Source organism: Aquimarina mytili (assembly GCF_016735115.1).
Taxonomy (GTDB): domain Bacteria; phylum Bacteroidota; class Bacteroidia; order Flavobacteriales; family Flavobacteriaceae; genus Aquimarina; species Aquimarina mytili.
This window is the reverse complement of the sequence record NZ_JAERQJ010000006.1, coordinates 12,380-31,197: the sequence shown is the minus strand read 5'-3', so window position 1 is coordinate 31,197 and position 18,818 is coordinate 12,380. Positions and strand designations below refer to the sequence as shown.

At 35.0% G+C, this 18,818-nt stretch carries 19 protein-coding genes and 1 tRNA gene; 12 read left to right on the top strand and 8 right to left on the bottom strand.

All coding sequences use genetic code 11. The annotated features are described in order from the left end of the window. Positions 1-2: 2 nt before the first annotated feature. Positions 3-515 (bottom strand): adenine phosphoribosyltransferase, encoded by a 513-nt coding sequence (locus JJQ60_RS14655; protein WP_201921672.1) that lies wholly within the window; start codon positions 513-515, stop codon positions 3-5. Positions 516-894: 379 nt separating this feature from the next. On the opposite strand from JJQ60_RS14655, the gene JJQ60_RS14650 reads away from it, so the two are divergent. Both JJQ60_RS14650 and JJQ60_RS14645 read left to right on the top strand, forming a co-directional pair. After that, positions 895-2,229, top strand: a complete 1,335-nt coding sequence (locus JJQ60_RS14650; RefSeq protein ID WP_201921669.1) for an SPFH domain-containing protein — start codon at positions 895-897, stop codon at positions 2,227-2,229. Positions 2,230-2,413: 184 nt separating this feature from the next. Next, a tRNA-Arg gene (locus tag JJQ60_RS14645) sits at positions 2,414-2,487 on the top strand. A 306-nt stretch (positions 2,488-2,793) separates the two neighbouring features. Here the strand turns inward: JJQ60_RS14645 and JJQ60_RS14640 are convergent. The 3 genes from JJQ60_RS14640 to JJQ60_RS22085 all read right to left on the bottom strand — a co-directional run bounded on the left by JJQ60_RS14640 (position 2,794) and on the right by JJQ60_RS22085 (position 5,056). Next, positions 2,794-3,981 carry a cytochrome-c peroxidase gene (locus tag JJQ60_RS14640; RefSeq protein WP_201921667.1) on the bottom strand — a complete coding sequence of 396 codons (1,188 nt, stop codon included), beginning with the start codon at positions 3,979-3,981 and terminating at the stop codon, positions 2,794-2,796. An 85-nt stretch (positions 3,982-4,066) separates the two neighbouring features. Then, positions 4,067-4,756: a hypothetical protein gene (locus tag JJQ60_RS14635; RefSeq protein WP_201921664.1), complete on the bottom strand. Its 690-nt coding sequence runs from the start codon at positions 4,754-4,756 to the stop codon at positions 4,067-4,069. Positions 4,757-4,807: 51 nt separating this feature from the next. Further along, positions 4,808-5,056: a T9SS type A sorting domain-containing protein gene (locus JJQ60_RS22085; RefSeq protein ID WP_201922563.1), complete on the bottom strand. Its 249-nt coding sequence runs from the start codon at positions 5,054-5,056 to the stop codon at positions 4,808-4,810. A gap of 112 nt (positions 5,057-5,168) precedes the next feature. Between JJQ60_RS22085 and JJQ60_RS22390 the strand changes: the two genes are divergently transcribed. The 7 genes from JJQ60_RS22390 to JJQ60_RS14595 are packed head-to-tail and all read left to right on the top strand — an operon-like array spanning position 5,169 to position 9,525. After that, entirely contained in the window at positions 5,169-5,381 is a 213-nt protein-coding gene (locus tag JJQ60_RS22390) for a DUF2798 domain-containing protein (RefSeq protein WP_394369550.1), read from the top strand. Positions 5,382-5,393: 12 nt separating this feature from the next. Then, positions 5,394-6,008, top strand: coding sequence for an isochorismatase family protein (locus JJQ60_RS14620; protein ID WP_201921659.1), 615 nt, complete (start codon positions 5,394-5,396; stop codon positions 6,006-6,008). Positions 6,009-6,025: 17 nt separating this feature from the next. Further along, positions 6,026-6,892, top strand: a complete 867-nt coding sequence (locus JJQ60_RS14615) for an alpha/beta fold hydrolase (protein ID WP_201921654.1) — start codon at positions 6,026-6,028, stop codon at positions 6,890-6,892. A gap of 60 nt (positions 6,893-6,952) precedes the next feature. Beyond that, on the top strand, positions 6,953-8,329 hold the full coding sequence (locus tag JJQ60_RS14610; RefSeq protein WP_201921651.1) for an alginate export family protein: 1,377 nt from the start codon (positions 6,953-6,955) through the stop codon (positions 8,327-8,329). Between the two features lie 12 nt (positions 8,330-8,341). Next, on the top strand, positions 8,342-8,701 hold the full coding sequence (locus tag JJQ60_RS14605; protein ID WP_201921649.1) for a hypothetical protein: 360 nt from the start codon (positions 8,342-8,344) through the stop codon (positions 8,699-8,701). After that, complete coding sequence (locus tag JJQ60_RS14600) at positions 8,701-9,087, top strand: DoxX family protein (RefSeq protein ID WP_201921646.1); 387 nt, start codon at positions 8,701-8,703, stop codon at positions 9,085-9,087. The genes JJQ60_RS14605 and JJQ60_RS14600 overlap by 1 nt, the downstream gene beginning before the upstream one ends. Before the next feature lie 33 nt (positions 9,088-9,120). After that, the gene (locus JJQ60_RS14595) at positions 9,121-9,525 is read left to right on the top strand and encodes a nuclear transport factor 2 family protein (protein ID WP_201921643.1); all 405 of its coding nucleotides are present in this window, start codon (positions 9,121-9,123) and stop codon (positions 9,523-9,525) included. Positions 9,526-9,544: 19 nt separating this feature from the next. Here the strand turns inward: JJQ60_RS14595 and JJQ60_RS14590 are convergent, their stop codons facing one another. Continuing rightward, complete coding sequence (locus JJQ60_RS14590) at positions 9,545-9,823, bottom strand: hypothetical protein (protein WP_201921640.1); 279 nt, start codon at positions 9,821-9,823, stop codon at positions 9,545-9,547. Between the two features lie 32 nt (positions 9,824-9,855). After that, positions 9,856-10,809 carry an AraC family transcriptional regulator gene (locus tag JJQ60_RS14585; RefSeq protein ID WP_201921637.1) on the bottom strand — a complete coding sequence of 318 codons (954 nt, stop codon included), beginning with the start codon at positions 10,807-10,809 and terminating at the stop codon, positions 9,856-9,858. A gap of 191 nt (positions 10,810-11,000) precedes the next feature. Between JJQ60_RS14585 and JJQ60_RS14580 the strand changes: the two genes are divergently transcribed. From JJQ60_RS14580 to JJQ60_RS14570, 3 genes are all read left to right on the top strand, one after another. Then, positions 11,001-15,836, top strand: coding sequence for a sigma-54-dependent Fis family transcriptional regulator (locus JJQ60_RS14580; RefSeq protein WP_201921634.1), 4,836 nt, complete (start codon positions 11,001-11,003; stop codon positions 15,834-15,836). Between the two features lie 181 nt (positions 15,837-16,017). Beyond that, a complete protein-coding gene (locus JJQ60_RS14575; protein WP_201921630.1) occupies positions 16,018-16,569 on the top strand; it encodes a YceI family protein in 552 nt (183 codons plus the stop codon). Continuing rightward, positions 16,553-16,822 (top strand): hypothetical protein, encoded by a 270-nt coding sequence (locus JJQ60_RS14570; RefSeq protein ID WP_201921627.1) that lies wholly within the window; start codon positions 16,553-16,555, stop codon positions 16,820-16,822. Before JJQ60_RS14575 ends, JJQ60_RS14570 begins: the two co-directional genes overlap by 17 nt. On the opposite strand, the gene JJQ60_RS14565 is transcribed toward JJQ60_RS14570, so the two are convergent. Continuing rightward, the gene (locus JJQ60_RS14565) at positions 16,812-17,522 is read right to left on the bottom strand and encodes a pirin family protein (protein ID WP_201921624.1); all 711 of its coding nucleotides are present in this window, start codon (positions 17,520-17,522) and stop codon (positions 16,812-16,814) included. The genes JJQ60_RS14570 and JJQ60_RS14565 overlap by 11 nt on opposite strands. Before the next feature lie 419 nt (positions 17,523-17,941). Continuing rightward, complete coding sequence (locus JJQ60_RS14560; RefSeq protein ID WP_236669135.1) at positions 17,942-18,694, bottom strand: hydrolase; 753 nt, start codon at positions 18,692-18,694, stop codon at positions 17,942-17,944. Positions 18,695-18,818: the final 124 nt, after the last annotated feature.

Genomic DNA, 18,818 nt, shown 5'->3' with positions numbered 1-18,818 from the left:
ATTTAATAACTCAACAAAGAAGCTACAGGATACTTTAGCTTATCACTTCCGTTAAGAAAATCAAGGGTCATAATAAAATTACATTGAACAACTATCCCACCTAATTCTTCTACTAAATCACAAACCGCTTTAGCTGTACCACCAGTAGCCAAAACATCATCATGTATAAGTACGTGCTCTCCTGGTTTGATTGCATCAATATGAATCTCTACAGTATCATCTCCATACTCTAAGTCATACGTTTTCGATTTTACCTCATATGGAAGTTTTCCTTTTTTACGTACAGGTATAAAACCCGCTTCTAATCGCTCCGCAATCATACCTCCGATTATAAATCCTCTTGACTCTACTCCTATCACCTTGTCAACTTTAATATCTCTTGGCGAGAGATTGGCTAATTTACTTGCACAACTGGTTAGCGCCTCATAGTTACCTAACAAAGGAGTAATATCTTTAAACAAAATCCCTGGCTTAGGAAAATCAGGAATATCTCTTATAAAATCTTGTATGTTCATCGGCCGAAAATAATGAAAATTAAAAAAAATGACCAAAAAAAAGGGAAAACCTTCATTAAATTAAGAAAGTTGCTCAAAAACCCCCTTCAGATGTTTATTTTTCTAACCATAAAACACATTTTAAATTACAATATAAAACAACAATAAAGAATTATTACTTACATATCAAAACCAAAATTACTTTTTTAATTACATACATATAATCACTTTTATAGATTTTGGTATAAACATTTTGCCAGTATTTTTTCTTCAGATATATTGAAAAAACAAGTAACAATTACAATTAATTAATAATCAAAAAAAATAGAAATCATGTAAACAAAACTACTACTTCAAGTAATGGAAAAATTAATCAATTAATCATTTTAAACTATTTAATATGTTAACATTTTTAGGAATCATAATGATTCTTACAGGAATCATCATTTTTATTATCAAACCAATTTTTACAACTTCCAAAGTTTTAAAATGGTTTACCACAAAGCGTAATTTTCAAATGATCGGCTTAGGTTTGATCTTAAGTGTAGTCTCTGGAATATTCTTTTATGCAGAACCGGGTACGGCCTACGCAGTACAATATCCATGGGGAAGCCAAAAAGCTGTAGTAAACCAAGGGATTAATACAAAAATGTGGGGACGTCTTATACCAATACAGTTTGAATTACCTATAAAATATGTGATTCCGGATAAAGAAGGTGAACTAGGAGAGCAAAGTAAATATGCTAATGTAGATGTAGCTAAGTATTGGGCATTTAGCGATGCGGTTAAAGCCAGAATTGCTACTTCGGTAGTAATTAGTATTAATACAGTTGACGAAGATCAATTTTTATCGGTTGCCGATCGTAATAAAACAGAAAGAAACTTGATCCGTTCACGTATCATTCCAAATATTGATCAATCCATAAAGAACACATGTAAGCTCATGGATGCTCAAGATTATATTTCAGGGCAAGCTTCAGATTTCGACCGGTATTTCAAAGATCAGTTAGAAAATGGTATGTATGTATTAGAAGAGTATATTGCAAACGAGAACAGAGAAACTATTGGGGATAGTACAACGGTGCGAACGATAGTTAATAACGAATCTAAGCAGAAACGTTTTAGAATAAAGTACGAAAATGGTCAGCCGGTAAGAGAAAAAGGCAACTCTCTTAAGGCGTATGGACTTACTGTTGTGCAAGCTGTTGTGACCGAAATTGATTGGGAGTCTACTTTTGATAAGCGATTACAGCTTCAAAAAGAAGAAGTAGCACAAACACAATTAGAAAAACAACAAGCAGAACGTGAATTCTATCGAGCACAAAAAGAAACTGCAAGAGGTGAAGCTGAAAAAGCTGCAGAAAGAGCTCGATTAGAGAAAGAGCAGATCCAAAAAACGATCGAAGCAGAAACCAAAGCTAAAGTTGCCGAGTTTAACCTAATCGAGGAACGTAAAAATTATGAAGTAGCTCAATTTAAGGCCAAAACTCAAAAGACCATGGCAGATGCACAATCGTATGAAAATGCAAAATTAGTAAATGCTGGTCTTACTCCGCAAGAACGCGCAGAATGGGAATACAAAACCTCTGTTAATATTGCCAGAGAGCTTAAAGAACTAAAATTACCAGAAATCTATATCCAAGACGGAAATAAACAAGGTAACGAGGGGAATCTATTACAATCTTTGATTGGAGCAGATTTAGCTAAGAAAATAATGTCAAACAAAAGCAAATAAAGTGATTAATTCTTGACAATTACACATCAAATCAATTGCTTATGCATTATATATCAGGCTACTTGAATTATATCTTTGAGTATTATTTCACCAAGGTATATCAAGTAGCTTTTTTTAGTTATTAAAAAGTCGAAATAAATGTTGTCAACTATATAAAAAACATTTATATTTGCACCCGCAAAACGGCCTCGTAGCATAACTGAATAGTGCACTTGATTACGGCTCAAGAGGTTGCAGGTTTGAATCCTGCCGAGGTCACAGAATAATCAAAGAGTTACAGAAACAAACCACTGTAACTCTTTTTTATTTACACAAAATTTGCACCTAAAACTTCAATCTAGGTAGTGACTTCTTTTCCCAGTATTTCTATATTTTCAACGATTCTATTTAACTCAGCTAATAAAGTAGTATTATGTATGCTCTCATTGTTCAGATAAATCAGTTGAAAATGAAAAACCACTCTATTTCTTGAGTGGTTTTCGGTTGTAAACAAATCTATTATGGTTCGGTCCCCAACTCCCATAATGTAATCTTAAATTCGATATGCTTTACTAAGTGATAAGTTTAGTTTATAAAAGGATTACTCCATTTTGCATCTGTATAAACACTGGTCCCTGAAAGCGTTTTAATGAATGCTTCGAGTGCCTGAATCTCTGCAATAGTTAAATTAAGGTTCTGCCCGTTACCTCCTGGTCCGCCACGCAAACGGTTATCCAAATTTGTATTTCCCGTGGCATCGATATCATTATAATGCTCTATTGCATCGATTGCAGTAGCCATACTGGCATCATGCATTAATGCTCCATTAATAATTCCCGAACTATTAAAAATATCTCGTAAGGTTGGTGCTCTGGTTACCGTAAGGTCGGTTGCCGTGGCATCTGCAAAAATACCAATAACACCATTATTTAAACTCATAGGATCGATATCAAACTCTGGAGCCGCGTGACAAGTTATACATCCAGCTCCATTTTGATTTGGTGACCTAAAAAATAAATCTTTTCCCTCGTTTTCCAGTGCAGTGAAATTAGGAAACTGTTGATTATCATTTTGAACAACGGACCTACCCACATCATATTTAGCGTCAAAAGATTGTATACTGCGAATAAACTGCGCCATACTTTCTTGTAAACGTGCTTCAGTTATGGTTGTATTACCATAAACAAACTGAAATAACTCCTGATAATAATCCAAGGCTTCCAACTTTGTCAAAAGATCTGCTAGCGCAGGATCTCCATTTTGGCCACTAAAGCCCATTTCAGCATGATCTTGTATAGGTTGCGTGGTTTGCTCTTCTAATGTATTAGCACGTTCATCCCAAAAAAAACGTGTTTCTCTGGCAAATCTTGTATTGATTAAACGCATACTATGCCTACCCGTTACACCATTGACGCCTATACTCACATTATTATTATCACCAAATGCAAAGGCTTGCTGATGACAACTTGCACAAGCAATAGTATTATCTACAGATAGATTTTTATCATAAAACAAAACCCTACCTAATGTTGCCTTTGCATCGGTAATCACATTGGTATTTGTATTATCCTTGGTTATATAATCTGGAATGTTCTGATTGGCGTAATTAGCTAGATTATCTAAATCTATATTACTTCCAAATATTTGTTGAATCACCAACGAATCTACGATACCTTCGGAATTTTCATCTGGCACTTCTACATAATTTTCATCACCAGAACAAGAAATCAATACAGAAAATACAAGTATTGCTATTAGTTTATTTACATTCATATTTTGGGGTTTTTCGGTTGATTTTAAGTATTATTAGACTTATAAAACTTTAAAAGGTTTAATTCGGAGGCTAGTTTTTTAGCAATTATTCGGTTCTAAAATTCCAAACCTGACCAATGGTAGTTCCTTGATTGCTATCCTTCACTACTACTCTCCAATAATACTGTGTGTCTGAAGCAACCGAAACATCAAAGTTTGTTGTTGTGATATTTTCAGTCGTCAATTGTGGTGGATTGGTCTCTCCAAAATATACATCATATACCAGCGTATCACCATCGGCATCAGTGGTATCCCAAGCTAAAGAAACTGTGTTGCCAGTAGGTGTTGCTCCATCTAGAGGTGTAACTGCTGTTGGTGCATAAGGAATCGTATTGATACCTGCATCTGGTTCTGTAAAGAAAGATTGCGTGGTGGAGTAATCGCTCTCATTACCTTCACTATCTCTGGCTTTTACACGCCAATAATAAGTAACTCCTTTTTCTAACGTAAAAGCTTGTAGGGCTTCGGTGGTGACCGCAGTAAATGATATGCTCCCAAAATTATTATCTGTAGAGATATCGATGATATAACTTATGTCATCTCCTTCAGGATCGGAAATTGAATTCCATGTAAACTCTAGGTTAAAATTTGTGCAAGTCAAATTTTGAGTAGGAAATACTAAACCTGGTGCTACAAGAGCTTCATTTGTTAGTGCTCGGGTTGCTCCTCCATCATCATCTCCACTACATGAGAGCACTAAGGATAGAGTTATTAAGGTTATAAATATCTTTTTCATGATTATAATAGGTATAAGTTTAAACAATTTGATAATCCCTGGTCCTAAAAGTTACTCTTTTACAATTCTGAATGTACTTGACGCATCACCTGATATTGTGACAAAGTATACTCCTTGTGATAATTGCCCCATCGGCAATATTACTCTTCCATCCACAACACCATATTCTTTTGAAGCAACAATTACTCCTAAAGTATTATGAACTTCTATCTCCACTGTTGTTTTTGTAAACGATGGAATTGTGAGTGTTACATCAGATCTGGTTGGATAAAACCTACATGTGTAAAAATTGAAACTAATGCTTTAATAAGTGCACCTAAATACAAAAGGGTTATAGATAGTTTTGAATACTCAGGAAATTTTAAAAAACCCTATTGTGATAAAGAGGAAAAAATTATCGTCACGATTTTACATGCCCATGTTCATGTTATTGATGACGTTCTTCATTGGTTCTAGCTTATCGGGGATTATGCTTTGGATGAATAAGGGATTTACAGAAAACTTTTTTGAGATATGGATGACTAATTTTTTTCGTACCTGGATAATTGTCATTCCTATTGTGATTGTGACCCTCCCCCTAGTAACCCGAATAACTAAATTCATAGCCGAATCACCTAAGAATTAAATATTAAAAGATATGAATAAAAAAAGTCGCTACACAGAAAAATTGTCACACAAAAATGCAACTATAGTAATGGTAGACTTCCTTACGGGGTTTGATCCCGGGTTACGCACCATTGAGAAAAGCACTTTTGTTAATAATGCAACTGCATTCGCAAAAATTTCACAAATTTTTAAGATGCCTACCATTGTTTTAGGTGAAGAAGGTGGTTTCAGGGGTAAATTTTACCCTCTTGTTTCAGAATACCTTGGCCATGGTATATCCGTAGAACGTTTTACACCCAGTGCTTGGGATGAACCAAAATTTAGAGAAGAACTCGAAAAAATTGGTAGAAAGAAAATTATTTTGGGAGGCATTGCACTTGACATTTGCGCTCAATTGTTAACCCTCGATTTACTTAATAATGGTTACGAACCTTACGTAGTTGTAGATTGTTCAGGTAGTGACCAAAAACTTGTAGAACATGCAGCCATGTTACGTATGACACAGGCGGGAGCTACCATGGTTTCCTGGGGAACACTTGCATCTGAATTAATGGGTGATTGGAGAACGCCAGAAGGAGAGGCTGTTGGAAAACTGTATCAGGAGCATAGTGGATGGGGTGGCTTTTATCAAGCATTTAAAGATTAAACTTAAAATATTTCAAAATGAAATTTCAGGAATTCGAACAACACAAATTATATGTAAACAATACTCGTTTACATATTCGAAAAGCGGGCACGGGACCTCCAATAATTCTGATACATGGCTGGTTAGGAACCTCCTATACCTGGCGTAAAGTTGCACCTAAATTGATAAAAGAAGGTTTTATGGTTGTCTGCCCAGATATGCGAGGATATGGTGATAGTGATAAACCAGAACAAGGCTACGATGGATTGAATCTTGTTGAAGACCTACGTGGTATTATACAACAGTTAGACATCAAGGAAAAGGTACATATAATAGGTTGGGATATGGGAGCATTACCGACCTATTTGTTTGCTTCAAAATATCCTGAGGAAGTTGCCAGTATCACTTATCTGGATGAACCGTTGCCTAGTGTGAACCTTCACCAATTTACCACATTCACCGAGGAAAATCATGGTGGCTATTGGCATTTTGGTTTCAACTCAGCCATAGATCTCCCTGAAATATTAATCTCAGGTAATGAACGAGCATTCTGGAATTACCTCTATGGATTGATGTTATACAATCCGTCTGCAATTTCAGAAGAAGATAAAGATGAATATATGCGCACTTATGCCTCAAAAGCTGGAATACGAGGTAGTGTAGGATGGTACAAAGATGCATTAACTACAACAGAGCAATTTGCGGTAGCCATTAAGAACGGAAAAATTATTGTTCCAGTATTGGCCCTTGGTGGTCAATATGGTTCTGTATATACTCACGAACAATTAAAGCCCTATTGCGAAAGCATAGTTGGAGGTATCATCCCTAATTGCGGTCACATGATAGCAGAAGAACGGCCAGAATATTTGGTAACTGAACTTTTAAAATTCTATGAAGAATTATAATTACTTAAAAGGAGTTGAAAACAGTCAGAATTAATGCAAAAAACCTCATTCATAATTCTCATGGTTTTACTAACAGGAGCCAATACTCATATGACTTTCGGACAAGAAAGATCCTTAGAGAGACCTCCTATCATTCCTTTAAGACAACTAGAGAATTATGAATTCTTAAAAGACTCCAGCAAAGCCTCCTTGTTCTTTGATCCTATAAAGTTTATCCCGCTTAACAGAAAGAAGGACACCTATATTTCACTAGGTGGTGAAATAAAAACGTTTTATGAAAGTATTTTGAACCGAGAAGATGAAGGTGAAGGATATTTATTAACTCGATTTATGATTCATGCAGACATTCATCTAGGAACCAAGTTTAGAATCTTCATTCAACCAGCTTCTGGTTTCGATTTTTTTAAAGAAGCCCCAGCTTCCATAGTTGACAGAGATGAATTGTTTTTACTGAACTTCTTTGCAGTTTACAAATTTCTCCAAAACGAAAGTAATTCACTAGCCTTTAGACTTGGCAGACAGGAACTGAATTATGGCAGAGGTAGACTAATTACTATACGTGAAGGACCAAACATTAGACATTATTGGGAAGGCATTAGCTTGCTTTTTGATAGCCCTAAATGGAAAGGAGATGCCTTTTTTACAAAATATGGTACAAATAAATCTGGAGTGTTTGACAACCCTATTTGGGATAACGAAGAGACTTTTTGGGGTAGTTATTGGCAATCTAAAAAAACAATCTTTAAAAATACTAAGTTAAACGTATACTATTTAGGCTTTATAGATAATGTGTCGCAATTCTTTAATGCTACAGGAAAAGAAACACGACATTCTATTGGTGGTAGGTTATATAAAACTCAAAGTCAATGGGACTATGATATAGAAATTACTGGTCAATTTGGGAATATTGGTGATGCCGATATTTTGGCTATTGGTTTTTTTGGTGAAGTAGGTTATACTTTAAAACCAGACGCCACTATTAAACATAGAATTGGTCTAAAGACTGATTACTTTACTGGAGACCGAGATGCCGCCGACAACAAAGCAAATACTTTCAACCCCATGTATCCTAGACAAGGCTATTATAGAGGTTCAGGGGCTTTATATGCTGCCAACTATTGGGATATACATCCCAGTTTTTCTATCAACGTAGCTAACAACTTTTCATTTTTGGTAGATTGGACATGGTATTGGAGAGTCTCTTCTGAAGATGGAATCTATATAGGTGGCTCTGGAATCCCCCAATTAGCACCTAATGAATCGAGTAAAAAATACTTGGGCAGTCAGCTAGATTTTGAATTTTCATACAGGTTAAATGAATATATCAACACGACAATAAATTATGCTCATTTCTATTCAGGAGGATTTGTAGAAGAAAATCCCACTCCGACCGAAATCAGTGACTTTTTAAACGTCTCATTACTTTTTCGATTTTAACAACGTAAAACCATGATTTTAATAGAAAACATTTTTGGAACCAAAGACGCCCCAACTATATTGTTATTCGGTGGCAATCCATCAAGAAGACTTGAAGTCTTAAAACTCATTTCACAACTTGGCAATATCAGCATCCTCGGCGCCCTAAGTGAAGAAGAAGGTATTGAAATTATGAAAAAAACCTGCAAGGTAGATTTAGTGCTTATTGGTGGTGCATATACATTTGAACAACGTTTCCGAATTAAGAATTTCATCGAAGAACATGATAAAAATATTGAGATAACAGAACCCGGCGTAGAATACCTATACAGTAATCAGAATATTAAAGACGCCATAATTAATAAAATAAACTTTAATCAAATTATAACATAATGAAAAACAAAATTTTACTCGTTGTCACAATCCTTTTTGGGCTTATGATGCTCAATTCAGGAGCAAGCAAGTTTACCAACCATATGCCAGCAATCGAAATGCCGGAAGCTGCAAATGAACTGATTCAGGCCATGATTGCCTCCGGATGGCTGTTTGCCCTGGTAGGGATTGTTGAAATTGTAGGAGGAATTTTATTCGCTCTTCCAAAATATCGTGCACTTGGTGCGATAATCATTTTTCCAATTACGGTTGGCATCTTTTTGTTCAACATTTTCTTGGCACCAGCGAACGCCGTTATGGGAATCATTTTACTTATTATTAACGTTTGGGTTTTATGGGAAAATCGAAATAAGTATAGCCCTATGTGGAGCAGTACAAAGATCTAAAAAGTCAAAGTAACTATTTAAAAAAATATGAAAATGAACAATTATCAAGAAATTATGAACCTGGAAAGTCGTGCAGAAATGACTTTTGACAATGGTCTATTTGATGAACACCTAAGCCTTTGGGATCAAAATGAATGCAAATTCGAAAGCCCTTTCGGAAATTTTGAAGAAGCGAAAACTTACATTGATTGGTTAAAGGGGTTTTATGAAATGACACAAAAACTAGGCGGTACTCGTCATTTGATTTTAAATCCAGTTGTTGAAATAAAGAATGACATAGCTCTATTCACTGGATATCTTTATATCATCAATAAATCCAACGGCTCCTTTATGGGAACTTCAGTCATGAACGATAGGTTCAAAAAAATTGATTCTCAGTGGGCATTTGTATATCGAAGTGTTACACCAGACCAAGACTTAAGTAATTTGCTGCACTAAGATATACCTTAAGTAATTTTCAGATTTCTTGATAATCTCTAATTTCCAAAATATCAGTTTTAAATTCTTCAATTTGACTAAGAAACAATTTCATCAAGACAGAAATAGTATTCTTATTAGCTATTCCTTCTTTGCACTTTATGGATAGAATAAAGTTTTCTTGCTCAAATTTGCATTGAAACAACTCACAGGTTACTTCTTCGCTGCTTGAGAAAACTCGTTTGATTGCGTTCTTTACGCATGCAACGAATCGAAGGATATGCTCGTCTGCTATTCGGAATCTGACAAATGTTACCATAAAAAGTGATTAAGAGTTTTTCAATTATATTTTTAAGTTCTAAGTCCTTGTTTTCGGAACTCTAATGGGGTCATTCCTTCATATTTCTTAAAAAAGCGTATAAAATATCCTGAACTTTCAAACCCTAATTGATATGCGATTTCGGATATATTATTGAACGTATGAAGCAATTGACACTTAGCCATTAAAATCGTTCGTTGATTGATGATAGATTTAGCAGATTTTCCACTTGCCTTGCGAACGCATTCGCCCAAGTAAGTCGGATTGATATTCAACAAATCTGCAAACTCGCGCACCATAAAAGGTCGGTCCACCTTTTGAGCAGCTAAGTCTTTAAAATTTTGCTCCATAATGAACATAAACTTGTGATAAATAAAATCTGAAGATTTTTTGGACACTCCCAGACCACTTCCACTTCCGTCGGCGTGCATTCGATTGGTTTTTATAAGAATCACAAAGATCCAAAATTTAATAAGGTCTTTTGAATACTTATTGGGGCTGGTAAATTCTTTATGCAATTCGTTAAAGATGGTCTTATAAAGCTTGAATCTTGCAGCATTTAATTCAAATTTTCTGCGAGAATTAGGTAGTAAATAATCAAATGTATTAATCAAGTTTTTATCATCTACCAATAGTAATAAAAAATCTAGGGTAAATGATACCAAATAACCTTTAGGGTCATTCAATTTTTGCCATGTCTTTATCTCGCCAGGTTTAGAAAAGAAAATCTGCTTCTCACCAATTTCAAGAGATTGCAACTGATTTATTTTAGCGATTGAACCATCTTCAACAAAATAAATGGTAAAAAAGTCATAGATAAAAGGTGAGTCTAACAAATAATCAGGAGTAACCGACGCTAGGTCACACATAAAGAATTCGCTTTTTCTCTGAATTTTTGATGAATACTTCTCACTCAAAAAGGGCAACACGTTTTTTACGAATTCATGAATACTAAGGCTTGGTATGTATTTCTGCTTTGTGGTCATAGTAAATTATTTTTTTATTGACCAGTTGCCAAATCAATACCAAATACCAAATAATCCGCAAAACACTGAAAAACAAACGAATAACATGTTGTTAATTTTAGACACAGCACTTATTCATGAAAATTAAATGAAAAAAATACGTGATATTCATGAAATTTTCACGATTTTTAATATACTAAAAGAAGTTAAATATGGAACCCACATCCAAAAAAAATGCCTCTCAAGGTTTACCTTCTGATGTTAACGTCGTATTTATTTTAGAAGCTCTAATTAAGGTAGAAAACTCTCAGGACTTACTTAAGGTAATCCTTGAAAAAGTAAATACTGTATTTCCTTTTGATGATGTTGGGTTATTTGAGATTAATGAAAAGGGCGAACATCGGGATTTTGCGGTAGATGAGTATAATTATAATCAAATTTCTGAATCTATCAAAAATGCAGGAATTAAGGGATTCTTAGCACCAGACGAAGCACTAAATTCATTACTTGATAAAACAAATGTAACCAATCTTGAGACCCTATTTAATAAGTTCGACAAACACCCTCATTTTCCTTTTTTACTAGAGGCGGGTTTAAGACATTTTATCAGCACACCTTTGTATTCCAGAGGCAAGCTGTTCGGGCTCTTCATACTTTGGTCGAAAAAAGAAAAGTGTTTTACCACAGAACATTTTCCTCTATTCGAAAAAATAGCAAATGTAATTAGTGTTCCTTTTAAAAATATTATCGATAGAGAAAATCTTATTCAAGAGCGAAATTTTAAAGATAGCCTACTTCAAATAACCGAGGCTCTTGCTTCTGTAAACAGCGAAAAAGAACTTTACAGGACACTCTTTAATACCGTAAAACCCATTTTACCCTTTGACGAATTTGGTCTCTTCGTCCTTGACGAAAGTAAGGATTACCACTATGAACTTATTGACGAAAATACAGCTCAAGGTCTCAGGGCACAACAGCTTATAGAAACAAATCTCGGAAAACATACTAAGTATCAGCATAAAGGGTCTACAGCAGAATGGCTTATGAGTAGGACTGAAAGCATCCATACCATTGAATTTCTTATAAAGAAAACGCATCACCCTCAGTTAAAATATATGCAAGAGGCAGGATTACAACAAATGATATCAGCTCCTTTAACCAAAGGGGGTGAAACATTTGGCCTTTTATGTCTTAATTCCAGGCAAAAAGATTTCTACAAAAAATTTCATTTACCCTTTTTCAAAAACATTGCAGAACAATTTTCTGTAACCGTCAGTAATATTCTGGCCAATAATCAAATTCAAAACGAGAAGACGTTTAAGGAAACCCTATTAAATATCAGCACAGCTGTATCACATATTACAAATCGAAACGATTTGTTCAAATTTATTTTTGGACAAATCAAAAGCATCCTAAATTTTGATAATGCAGGATTATTCTACTTGAATATAGAGCAGGATTGCTTCTATGAACTTTTGGAAGAGGACATCATAGACCCCATACAAGATAATCTAAGTAAAAATAACTTACTAGGGCCATTTGATTACTCCAGCGCCAATGAGAACGCCTGGATTTACACAGACGACATTGCGTTGTTTGACATAGCTGAACAATCAAAAATATACCCAAACCCACAATGGGATATTATGCTCGAAGGAGGGTTAAAAAAAATGATAGCTGGTCCTTTAAATTATGGAGGACAAAAAATTGGACTTATTTGTTTTAATTCAAAAGATACTAATCAATATTCTAATGAGAATTTTAAGCTATTTCGTGCAATATCAGAACAAGTCGCCATAGCACTTAACAATGTGATTGCCAATGAAAAAATAGAGCAAAGAAACTTAGAAAAAACTCAACTACTGAGCATTACCCAAAAAGTAAACGAGATTACAGATATCAAAGACTTTTTACGTTTTACCAACAACCATCTGAAGCCTATATTCAATTTTGTTGATATAGGCACATTTCTTCTTACAGAAGATAAGGAATATCACTATGACGTTGTTACCCTGGACTCGTCTATCAGTCCTTCCAATTGGAATATTGCCTTGTCCGAAGAGAAGAGCCTGTTTAGGCACAGGGCTTCTCTCATTGATTGGATGATGCAACAGAATACGAAAAACAACAATTTAACTCTTTTTGATTTTGTCGATTTACAAAAGAAGTATCCCGATTACTATCAATTCAAACTAAAGGAATTTAAGGAGGCAGGATATCGAGATTGTCTTGCTGCGAATCTTAGGGTTGGGGAATCAGAATTTGGTATGTTCTGCATCAACGCAGTAGAGAAAAACTATTTTGACAAGGGTAAATTTACCTTATTTAAAAACATTGTTGAACAGCTCTCCATAGCTATATCCAATATTTTGGCAAATGACAGATTAGCACGAGAAAAAGACTTCAGTGAGACTCTTTTAGATTTGACAGAGGCCATCTCATCAGCAATCACACCACTCGAATTATATAACACCATTACCAAACCAGTGAAAAAAGTTATACCTTTTGAACATCTGGGCATCTTGATCCTAGATGATAATAAAACACAGCATTATGAACTTTTGAGTGAACGCTTTGATATCAAGACACCTCTCACCATCAATGACCTTGGTAATGCCATGCGTTATGAGCATGAAAACACTTCAGTGAAATGGTTAATGGATAATGGACCCGTAATCGTCTCAATGGATTATTTGGCGAAGCACACATCTCATCCAAGAAACAAGGACATGGTTGCTGCTGGCTTAAAGACACTACTCGGAGGTCCCTTGATTGCCAATGGAGAACTTTTTGGAATGATGGCATTCAAATCTAAAACTGAAGACGTGTTCACAGATGAACATGTTGCCTTTTTTAGGGCAATTTCAAAGCAGGTGGCAGTTACTGTTTCTAATATTCTGGCACAACATCACTTGGTTCGGGAAAAAAAGTTTAGTGAAACCTTATTACATATTACCGAATCACTTTCTTCAGTTCGCTCAACGACAGGTCTTTACAAAAAAATATTTAAAAGTGTTCAACCCGTTTTTCCTTTTCAGGAAATGGCTATTATGTTACTTGATAAGTCTGGGAATTATAATTTTGAGCTAACTGATGACACAAAAAGTATTCATCGTCATGTTCCTAATATGGCAGAAGAGCTCTGGGGGCAACCATTGGTATTTAAGCATTCAGGAAGTATCACAGAATGGTTCAAAAACAATGGTCCAGTTGCCATAAGTATTGAAGAAGCAGAAAGACAGGTTCATGAACCTTTACACGAGCATTTATTAGCTGCAGGTTTTCATCATATCATTGGCGGACCATTGGTTTCAAATAGTAAACCATTTGGCATATTGGTTTTTTTTTCAAAGACTAAAAACTTCTACAGAGATGAACATATACCTATGTATAAGGCAATAAATGAGCAAGTAAGTTTAGCCGTATCGAACATTCTTGCCAGTGAAGAAGTATCCAAGCAAAATGCATTGCAGGCTCTAGAAATTAATCTCTCACAAAACATTCCTCATATCAAAGATTATCACAGTTTTTTTGGCAGTTTTTTGCAACATCTCAAAGAATTTATGCCGTTCACTTATGCAATGATATCTTTACAAGACAATGAAAATAGCACAGGACATTATCAATGGATAACGCCCAAGGAATATCGTTCTTTAGGAATGAAAGAAATGAAGGTTTTATATAGTCTTAGTGAAAATGAAGTCAAAGAACAGGAAAACCAATTGCTTCGATTCAAACTGGGCAAAAAAGGATTTATTAATGATTTAGATAAGCAGAACGCATTGCCTTTTAAAAAACTAATCCAAAATATGGGGTTAAAATCTATGTTGAAAAAAGAGTTCCCTATGGGTGGAGGAACATCAAAACTAAGTATCATACTTTTCAACAAACAACCTTATAAATTTCTCCCATCGGATTATGAAGCGCTATCTTCCTTAGAAAACACTATAGTCCTTTCATTTGATAACATGCTAGCTTCAAGAGAAATTGAAAAACTATCAGAACAATTACTGCTAGAGAAAAGCTATCTAGAAACTGCGGTTCGAGAAGCCTACAACTTTGGGGATATGGTAGGTGATAGTGAAGCAATGCAAGCCGTATTTCAGCAAATTAAGGAAGTTTCACAAGTTGATGCTACTACTTTGATTCTTGGTGAAACAGGTACCGGTAAAGAACTTATTGCAAGGGCTATTCATGAGAACTCAACCCGAAAAGACAGAGTACTTGTTAAGGTCAATTGTGCCGCCATTCCTGCCCAGATAGTAGAATCTGAGCTTTTTGGTCATGAAAAAGGTGCATTTACCGGCGCCATTCAACAGCGAATTGGAAAATTTGAACTTGCGAATCACGGCACTATATTTCTTGATGAAATTGGTGAAATGCCTCTAGATCTGCAAACCAAATTACTTCGTGTACTTCAGGAACGCGAAGTAGAACGTTTGGGAAGTAATAAGATCATTAAATTAGATATTCGGATCATTGCAGCCACCAACAGGAACTTAGCTGAAGAAGTAGAAAAAGGAAAATTTAGAGAAGACCTTTTTTATCGCTTAAACAGCTATCCGATTATTGTACCACCACTACGTTCAAGAGGAGATGATATTTTATTATTGGCCGACTTTTTTGCTCGACAGTTTTCTGAACGTTATGCTTTACCATATAAAGGCTTCACCAAAAACACCACCACTAGATTACTTTCTTATGAATGGCCAGGCAATGTACGTGAATTACAAAACCTTTTAGAACAAGCAATTATTTCACAAAAGGGCAAAGTATTGGAAATTTATCCCGGGAGATCTGGAGTACCTGGGTTTGAAAAACCTAGCATCTCTAATAAAGCCATAAACCTTGACCTTATATCAGATCCTGAATTTGATATGGAATCTATTAAAGAAGAGAGAGATAAATTGGAACGCAATTATCTCTTAAAGGTTCTTGAATTAACCAAATGGCGTGTCAGTGGTAAATATGGAGCTGCGCGGAAACTCGGTGTCGCTCCATCCACCTTAGAATCCAGAATGCGAAAGTTAGGTATTACTCGTCAATAATTTCTGCTTTACACTTGAATATGTGCCATATATTATGGTATTCTGAAACCCTCTTATATACTTATTTGTAGTTATTTTACAGTACTATATTTAGAGAAATTCTCTTATTTAACAGGTAAGTTACCTACCCCATATAGAGGTTGGTGCTCAGTTATTAATATTCATTTGAAAAACCAGAGCAGTGAAAAGATGGCAGATTGATAGTTCGCACTCAAGGGTTTCTTTTATCGTAAAACATTTAGGGTTCGCTGATGTGTCAGGAAGTTTATTGGGTTATGAAGGAAGTATTCTACAAAAGAATACGAATAACTTTCAAGAAAGCATATTTAAATTCAAAGGAAACTTATCTAGTGTTTTTACAGGAAATTCTGAACGCGATGAACACCTCTGTTCAGAAGATTTCTTTGATGTAAAAAACGATGATTTTGTAAGATTCAACAGTACAAGTGTTAATCAGATAGATGAAACCCATTACTTCATCGTAGGCATATTGATATTGAAGGGAAACTCAAAATCAATTACAATAACTGGTCATTACAAGGGAAAGAAAAAAGGAATTGATTCTAAGTATAGAATTGGATTTGAATTCACGGCATTAATAGAAAGAACTGATTTTGGTATAAACTGGCATGGTCAAAACGAAGAAGGATCCGAACTTGTGTCGGACCAAATTCGAATACACATACATTTACAACTTTTTGAAAAACATATAAAAAATGATACAAATATTTGATAATAAACAAGACCTCTGTTATGAGTGTTGGGATAATACCGGCAAGGTGTTTTTCTATTATAACCAAAGAGGTATTGATGTTATTTGTATTGAAAAAACTGAGTTTCCCAAAAATTTTGAACAAACTGAGAGTTTTAAGATCATTGTAGGTACTCTCGTAGATTTAATGCAAGCTATGAAGCTTACCATCATCACTAATTGCCCATGGATAAAAGCATATCTAAGAATTTACTCAAAAAAGGTTATATCATAGGAACTTCAAGCAAAAGAATTTTGGCTTTAGAGGAAGGTTCAATTTCCACTTTAGCCGTATCCCAGACACCCAATCCATCCCTTCTTTCAAGGTTTTTACCCCCAACCTTGGCTTCTCCTTCCAACAAGAAAATATAAAGTCCACTCTTATGTGAGTGTAATGAATATTCAATTTTTTGCGACTCGAAAAACTCTCCCAAATAAAACCAGGCATCCTGATGAATCCAAACACCAGCATCGTTGTCATTTGGTGAGAGTATTTGTCCAAACTTGTTTTTATAACCTTTTGGATTTAGAGTTATTTGATCATACCTTGGTTTAACATTCTCCTCTTTTGGAATAATCCATATCTGAAGAAATTGAACTTCTTTATCTTCATTGGCGTTCATTTCACTATGTTCAATACCTGTCCCTGCACTCATTACTTGCACATCTCCTTGTTTAATAATTTCCTTTCTTCCGGTACTATCCAGGTGTTGTAAATCACCTGATAAAGGAATTGAAATGATTTCCATATTACGATGAGGGTGTGCACCGAAACCTTTACCCCCAGCTACAGTATCATCATTTAAAACTCGCAGAGCGCCAAAAGACATCCTATCTGGATTATAGTAATTTCCGAAACTAAATGTATGTCTAGATTGTAGCCATCCAAAATCGGCTTTTCCTCTGCTATCAGCCTTGTGTATTATTGTATTCATTTTTAAATTCAAATTGTTTTGATATTCGGTTAGTCGAATTAATCAAGTAAACCTTGTTCTTCCTAAATTTAATGATTAGACCAAAATCTAAGCTTTTCTAACAATTCAGGACTTGAAGGTTCACCGTAGACTCCATAAGCATATACATAAATACCTTTAAGTCCATATTTGGATGCGCAAACTGTATATTGTACAAACTTATCATCTGGGTTTGAGTTACTATCAAATCAAAAATAGTCATCTATTAGGAAATCATCGGCAAACAATTCCAGATAAAGGTTTTCATAAATTAAATAATTAGTATTGATATGTAAATCTTTATTACATCCCACTTTGCACAAGTCCTTCATTGCATCTACCATTAAATTAAATCATATGTTTTCTACATATAATGGTATTTGATTCATCCATGATACAAATTAATGACTTGATACCCCATTCTTATTCCATTCTAACAATTGTTTATTATAATCTATTCCTAATCCATAGGCACCACCATATCGCTTAGAAATTTTTAGTACTGGTTCGTACATTTCACTCCTCGCCCAATCGCGATGAATTTCTAATAAATACTGTAAAGAAGTAATAGGTTTTACACCAGCTTGAAACATTCGGGTTAAGGCCATGTCATGGGCTTCCTGAGAGGTCCCACCACAAGCATCTACTACTACATAAACTTCGTAACCATCTTCTAAAGCAGATAAAGAAGCTGATAGTGTACAAACCTCAGTCCATAGCCCAGCAATGACCAACTTTTTCTTTCCCGTTTTGCCTACCGCTGTAACCACTCTTTTATCCTCCCAGGAGTTCATAGTAGTTCTATCAATGTATTCTTTCTCATTCGGAAAGTATTCGCGTATTTCTGGAAATACGGGTCCACTAAATGATTTTTCGGCAACTGTGGTAACAATCGTTGGTACCTTGTATAAAGTAGCTGCTGCTGCCAAAAGCCCAGTATTGTTCCGTAATTCTTCGATTGGTTGAGATTCTACCGCAAACGCCATTTGACTTTCATGATCTATCATCAACAACACATGGTTTTCCGGGTTTAATAATTCCTTTGAAGCATTAGACGGGTCATTATTAGGATTAGGGTTGTATTGTTTCCATTGTGCATTTACTTCAAGCATAGAAACTATAACTATTAATACTGTAGTCGTAAGTTTTTTCATCTTATAAAAGTTTAGGATTTTAGAACTATTTCATTAAACTAAATTAGCCATAGATTCACTCACGGTAACATCCCTTTTTAAAGGAATAATAGGACTTTTTAAGGTTGCCTTAATGGCGAAACAA

Coding starts and splice junctions, on each gene's coding strand:
- JJQ60_RS14605 (WP_201921649.1), top strand. CDS start 8,342: ATGATTTTAATAGAAAACATTTTTGGAACCAAAGACGCCCCAACTATA.
- JJQ60_RS14585 (WP_201921637.1), bottom strand. CDS start 10,809: ATGACCACAAAGCAGAAATACATACCAAGCCTTAGTATTCATGAATTC.
- JJQ60_RS14600 (WP_201921646.1), top strand. CDS start 8,701: ATGAAAAACAAAATTTTACTCGTTGTCACAATCCTTTTTGGGCTTATG.
- JJQ60_RS14580 (WP_201921634.1), top strand. CDS start 11,001: ATGGAACCCACATCCAAAAAAAATGCCTCTCAAGGTTTACCTTCTGAT.
- JJQ60_RS14620 (WP_201921659.1), top strand. CDS start 5,394: ATGAATAAAAAAAGTCGCTACACAGAAAAATTGTCACACAAAAATGCA.
- JJQ60_RS14655 (WP_201921672.1), bottom strand. CDS start 515: ATGAACATACAAGATTTTATAAGAGATATTCCTGATTTTCCTAAGCCA.
- JJQ60_RS14650 (WP_201921669.1), top strand. CDS start 895: ATGTTAACATTTTTAGGAATCATAATGATTCTTACAGGAATCATCATT.
- JJQ60_RS14570 (WP_201921627.1), top strand. CDS start 16,553: ATGATACAAATATTTGATAATAAACAAGACCTCTGTTATGAGTGTTGG.
- JJQ60_RS14610 (WP_201921651.1), top strand. CDS start 6,953: ATGGTTTTACTAACAGGAGCCAATACTCATATGACTTTCGGACAAGAA.
- JJQ60_RS14590 (WP_201921640.1), bottom strand. CDS start 9,823: ATGGTAACATTTGTCAGATTCCGAATAGCAGACGAGCATATCCTTCGA.
- JJQ60_RS14635 (WP_201921664.1), bottom strand. CDS start 4,756: ATGAAAAAGATATTTATAACCTTAATAACTCTATCCTTAGTGCTCTCA.
- JJQ60_RS14565 (WP_201921624.1), bottom strand. CDS start 17,522: ATGAATACAATAATACACAAGGCTGATAGCAGAGGAAAAGCCGATTTT.
- JJQ60_RS14615 (WP_201921654.1), top strand. CDS start 6,026: ATGAAATTTCAGGAATTCGAACAACACAAATTATATGTAAACAATACT.
- JJQ60_RS22390 (WP_394369550.1), top strand. CDS start 5,169: ATGCCCATGTTCATGTTATTGATGACGTTCTTCATTGGTTCTAGCTTA.
- JJQ60_RS14595 (WP_201921643.1), top strand. CDS start 9,121: ATGAACAATTATCAAGAAATTATGAACCTGGAAAGTCGTGCAGAAATG.
- JJQ60_RS14640 (WP_201921667.1), bottom strand. CDS start 3,981: ATGAATGTAAATAAACTAATAGCAATACTTGTATTTTCTGTATTGATT.
- JJQ60_RS14560 (WP_236669135.1), bottom strand. CDS start 18,694: ATGAAAAAACTTACGACTACAGTATTAATAGTTATAGTTTCTATGCTT.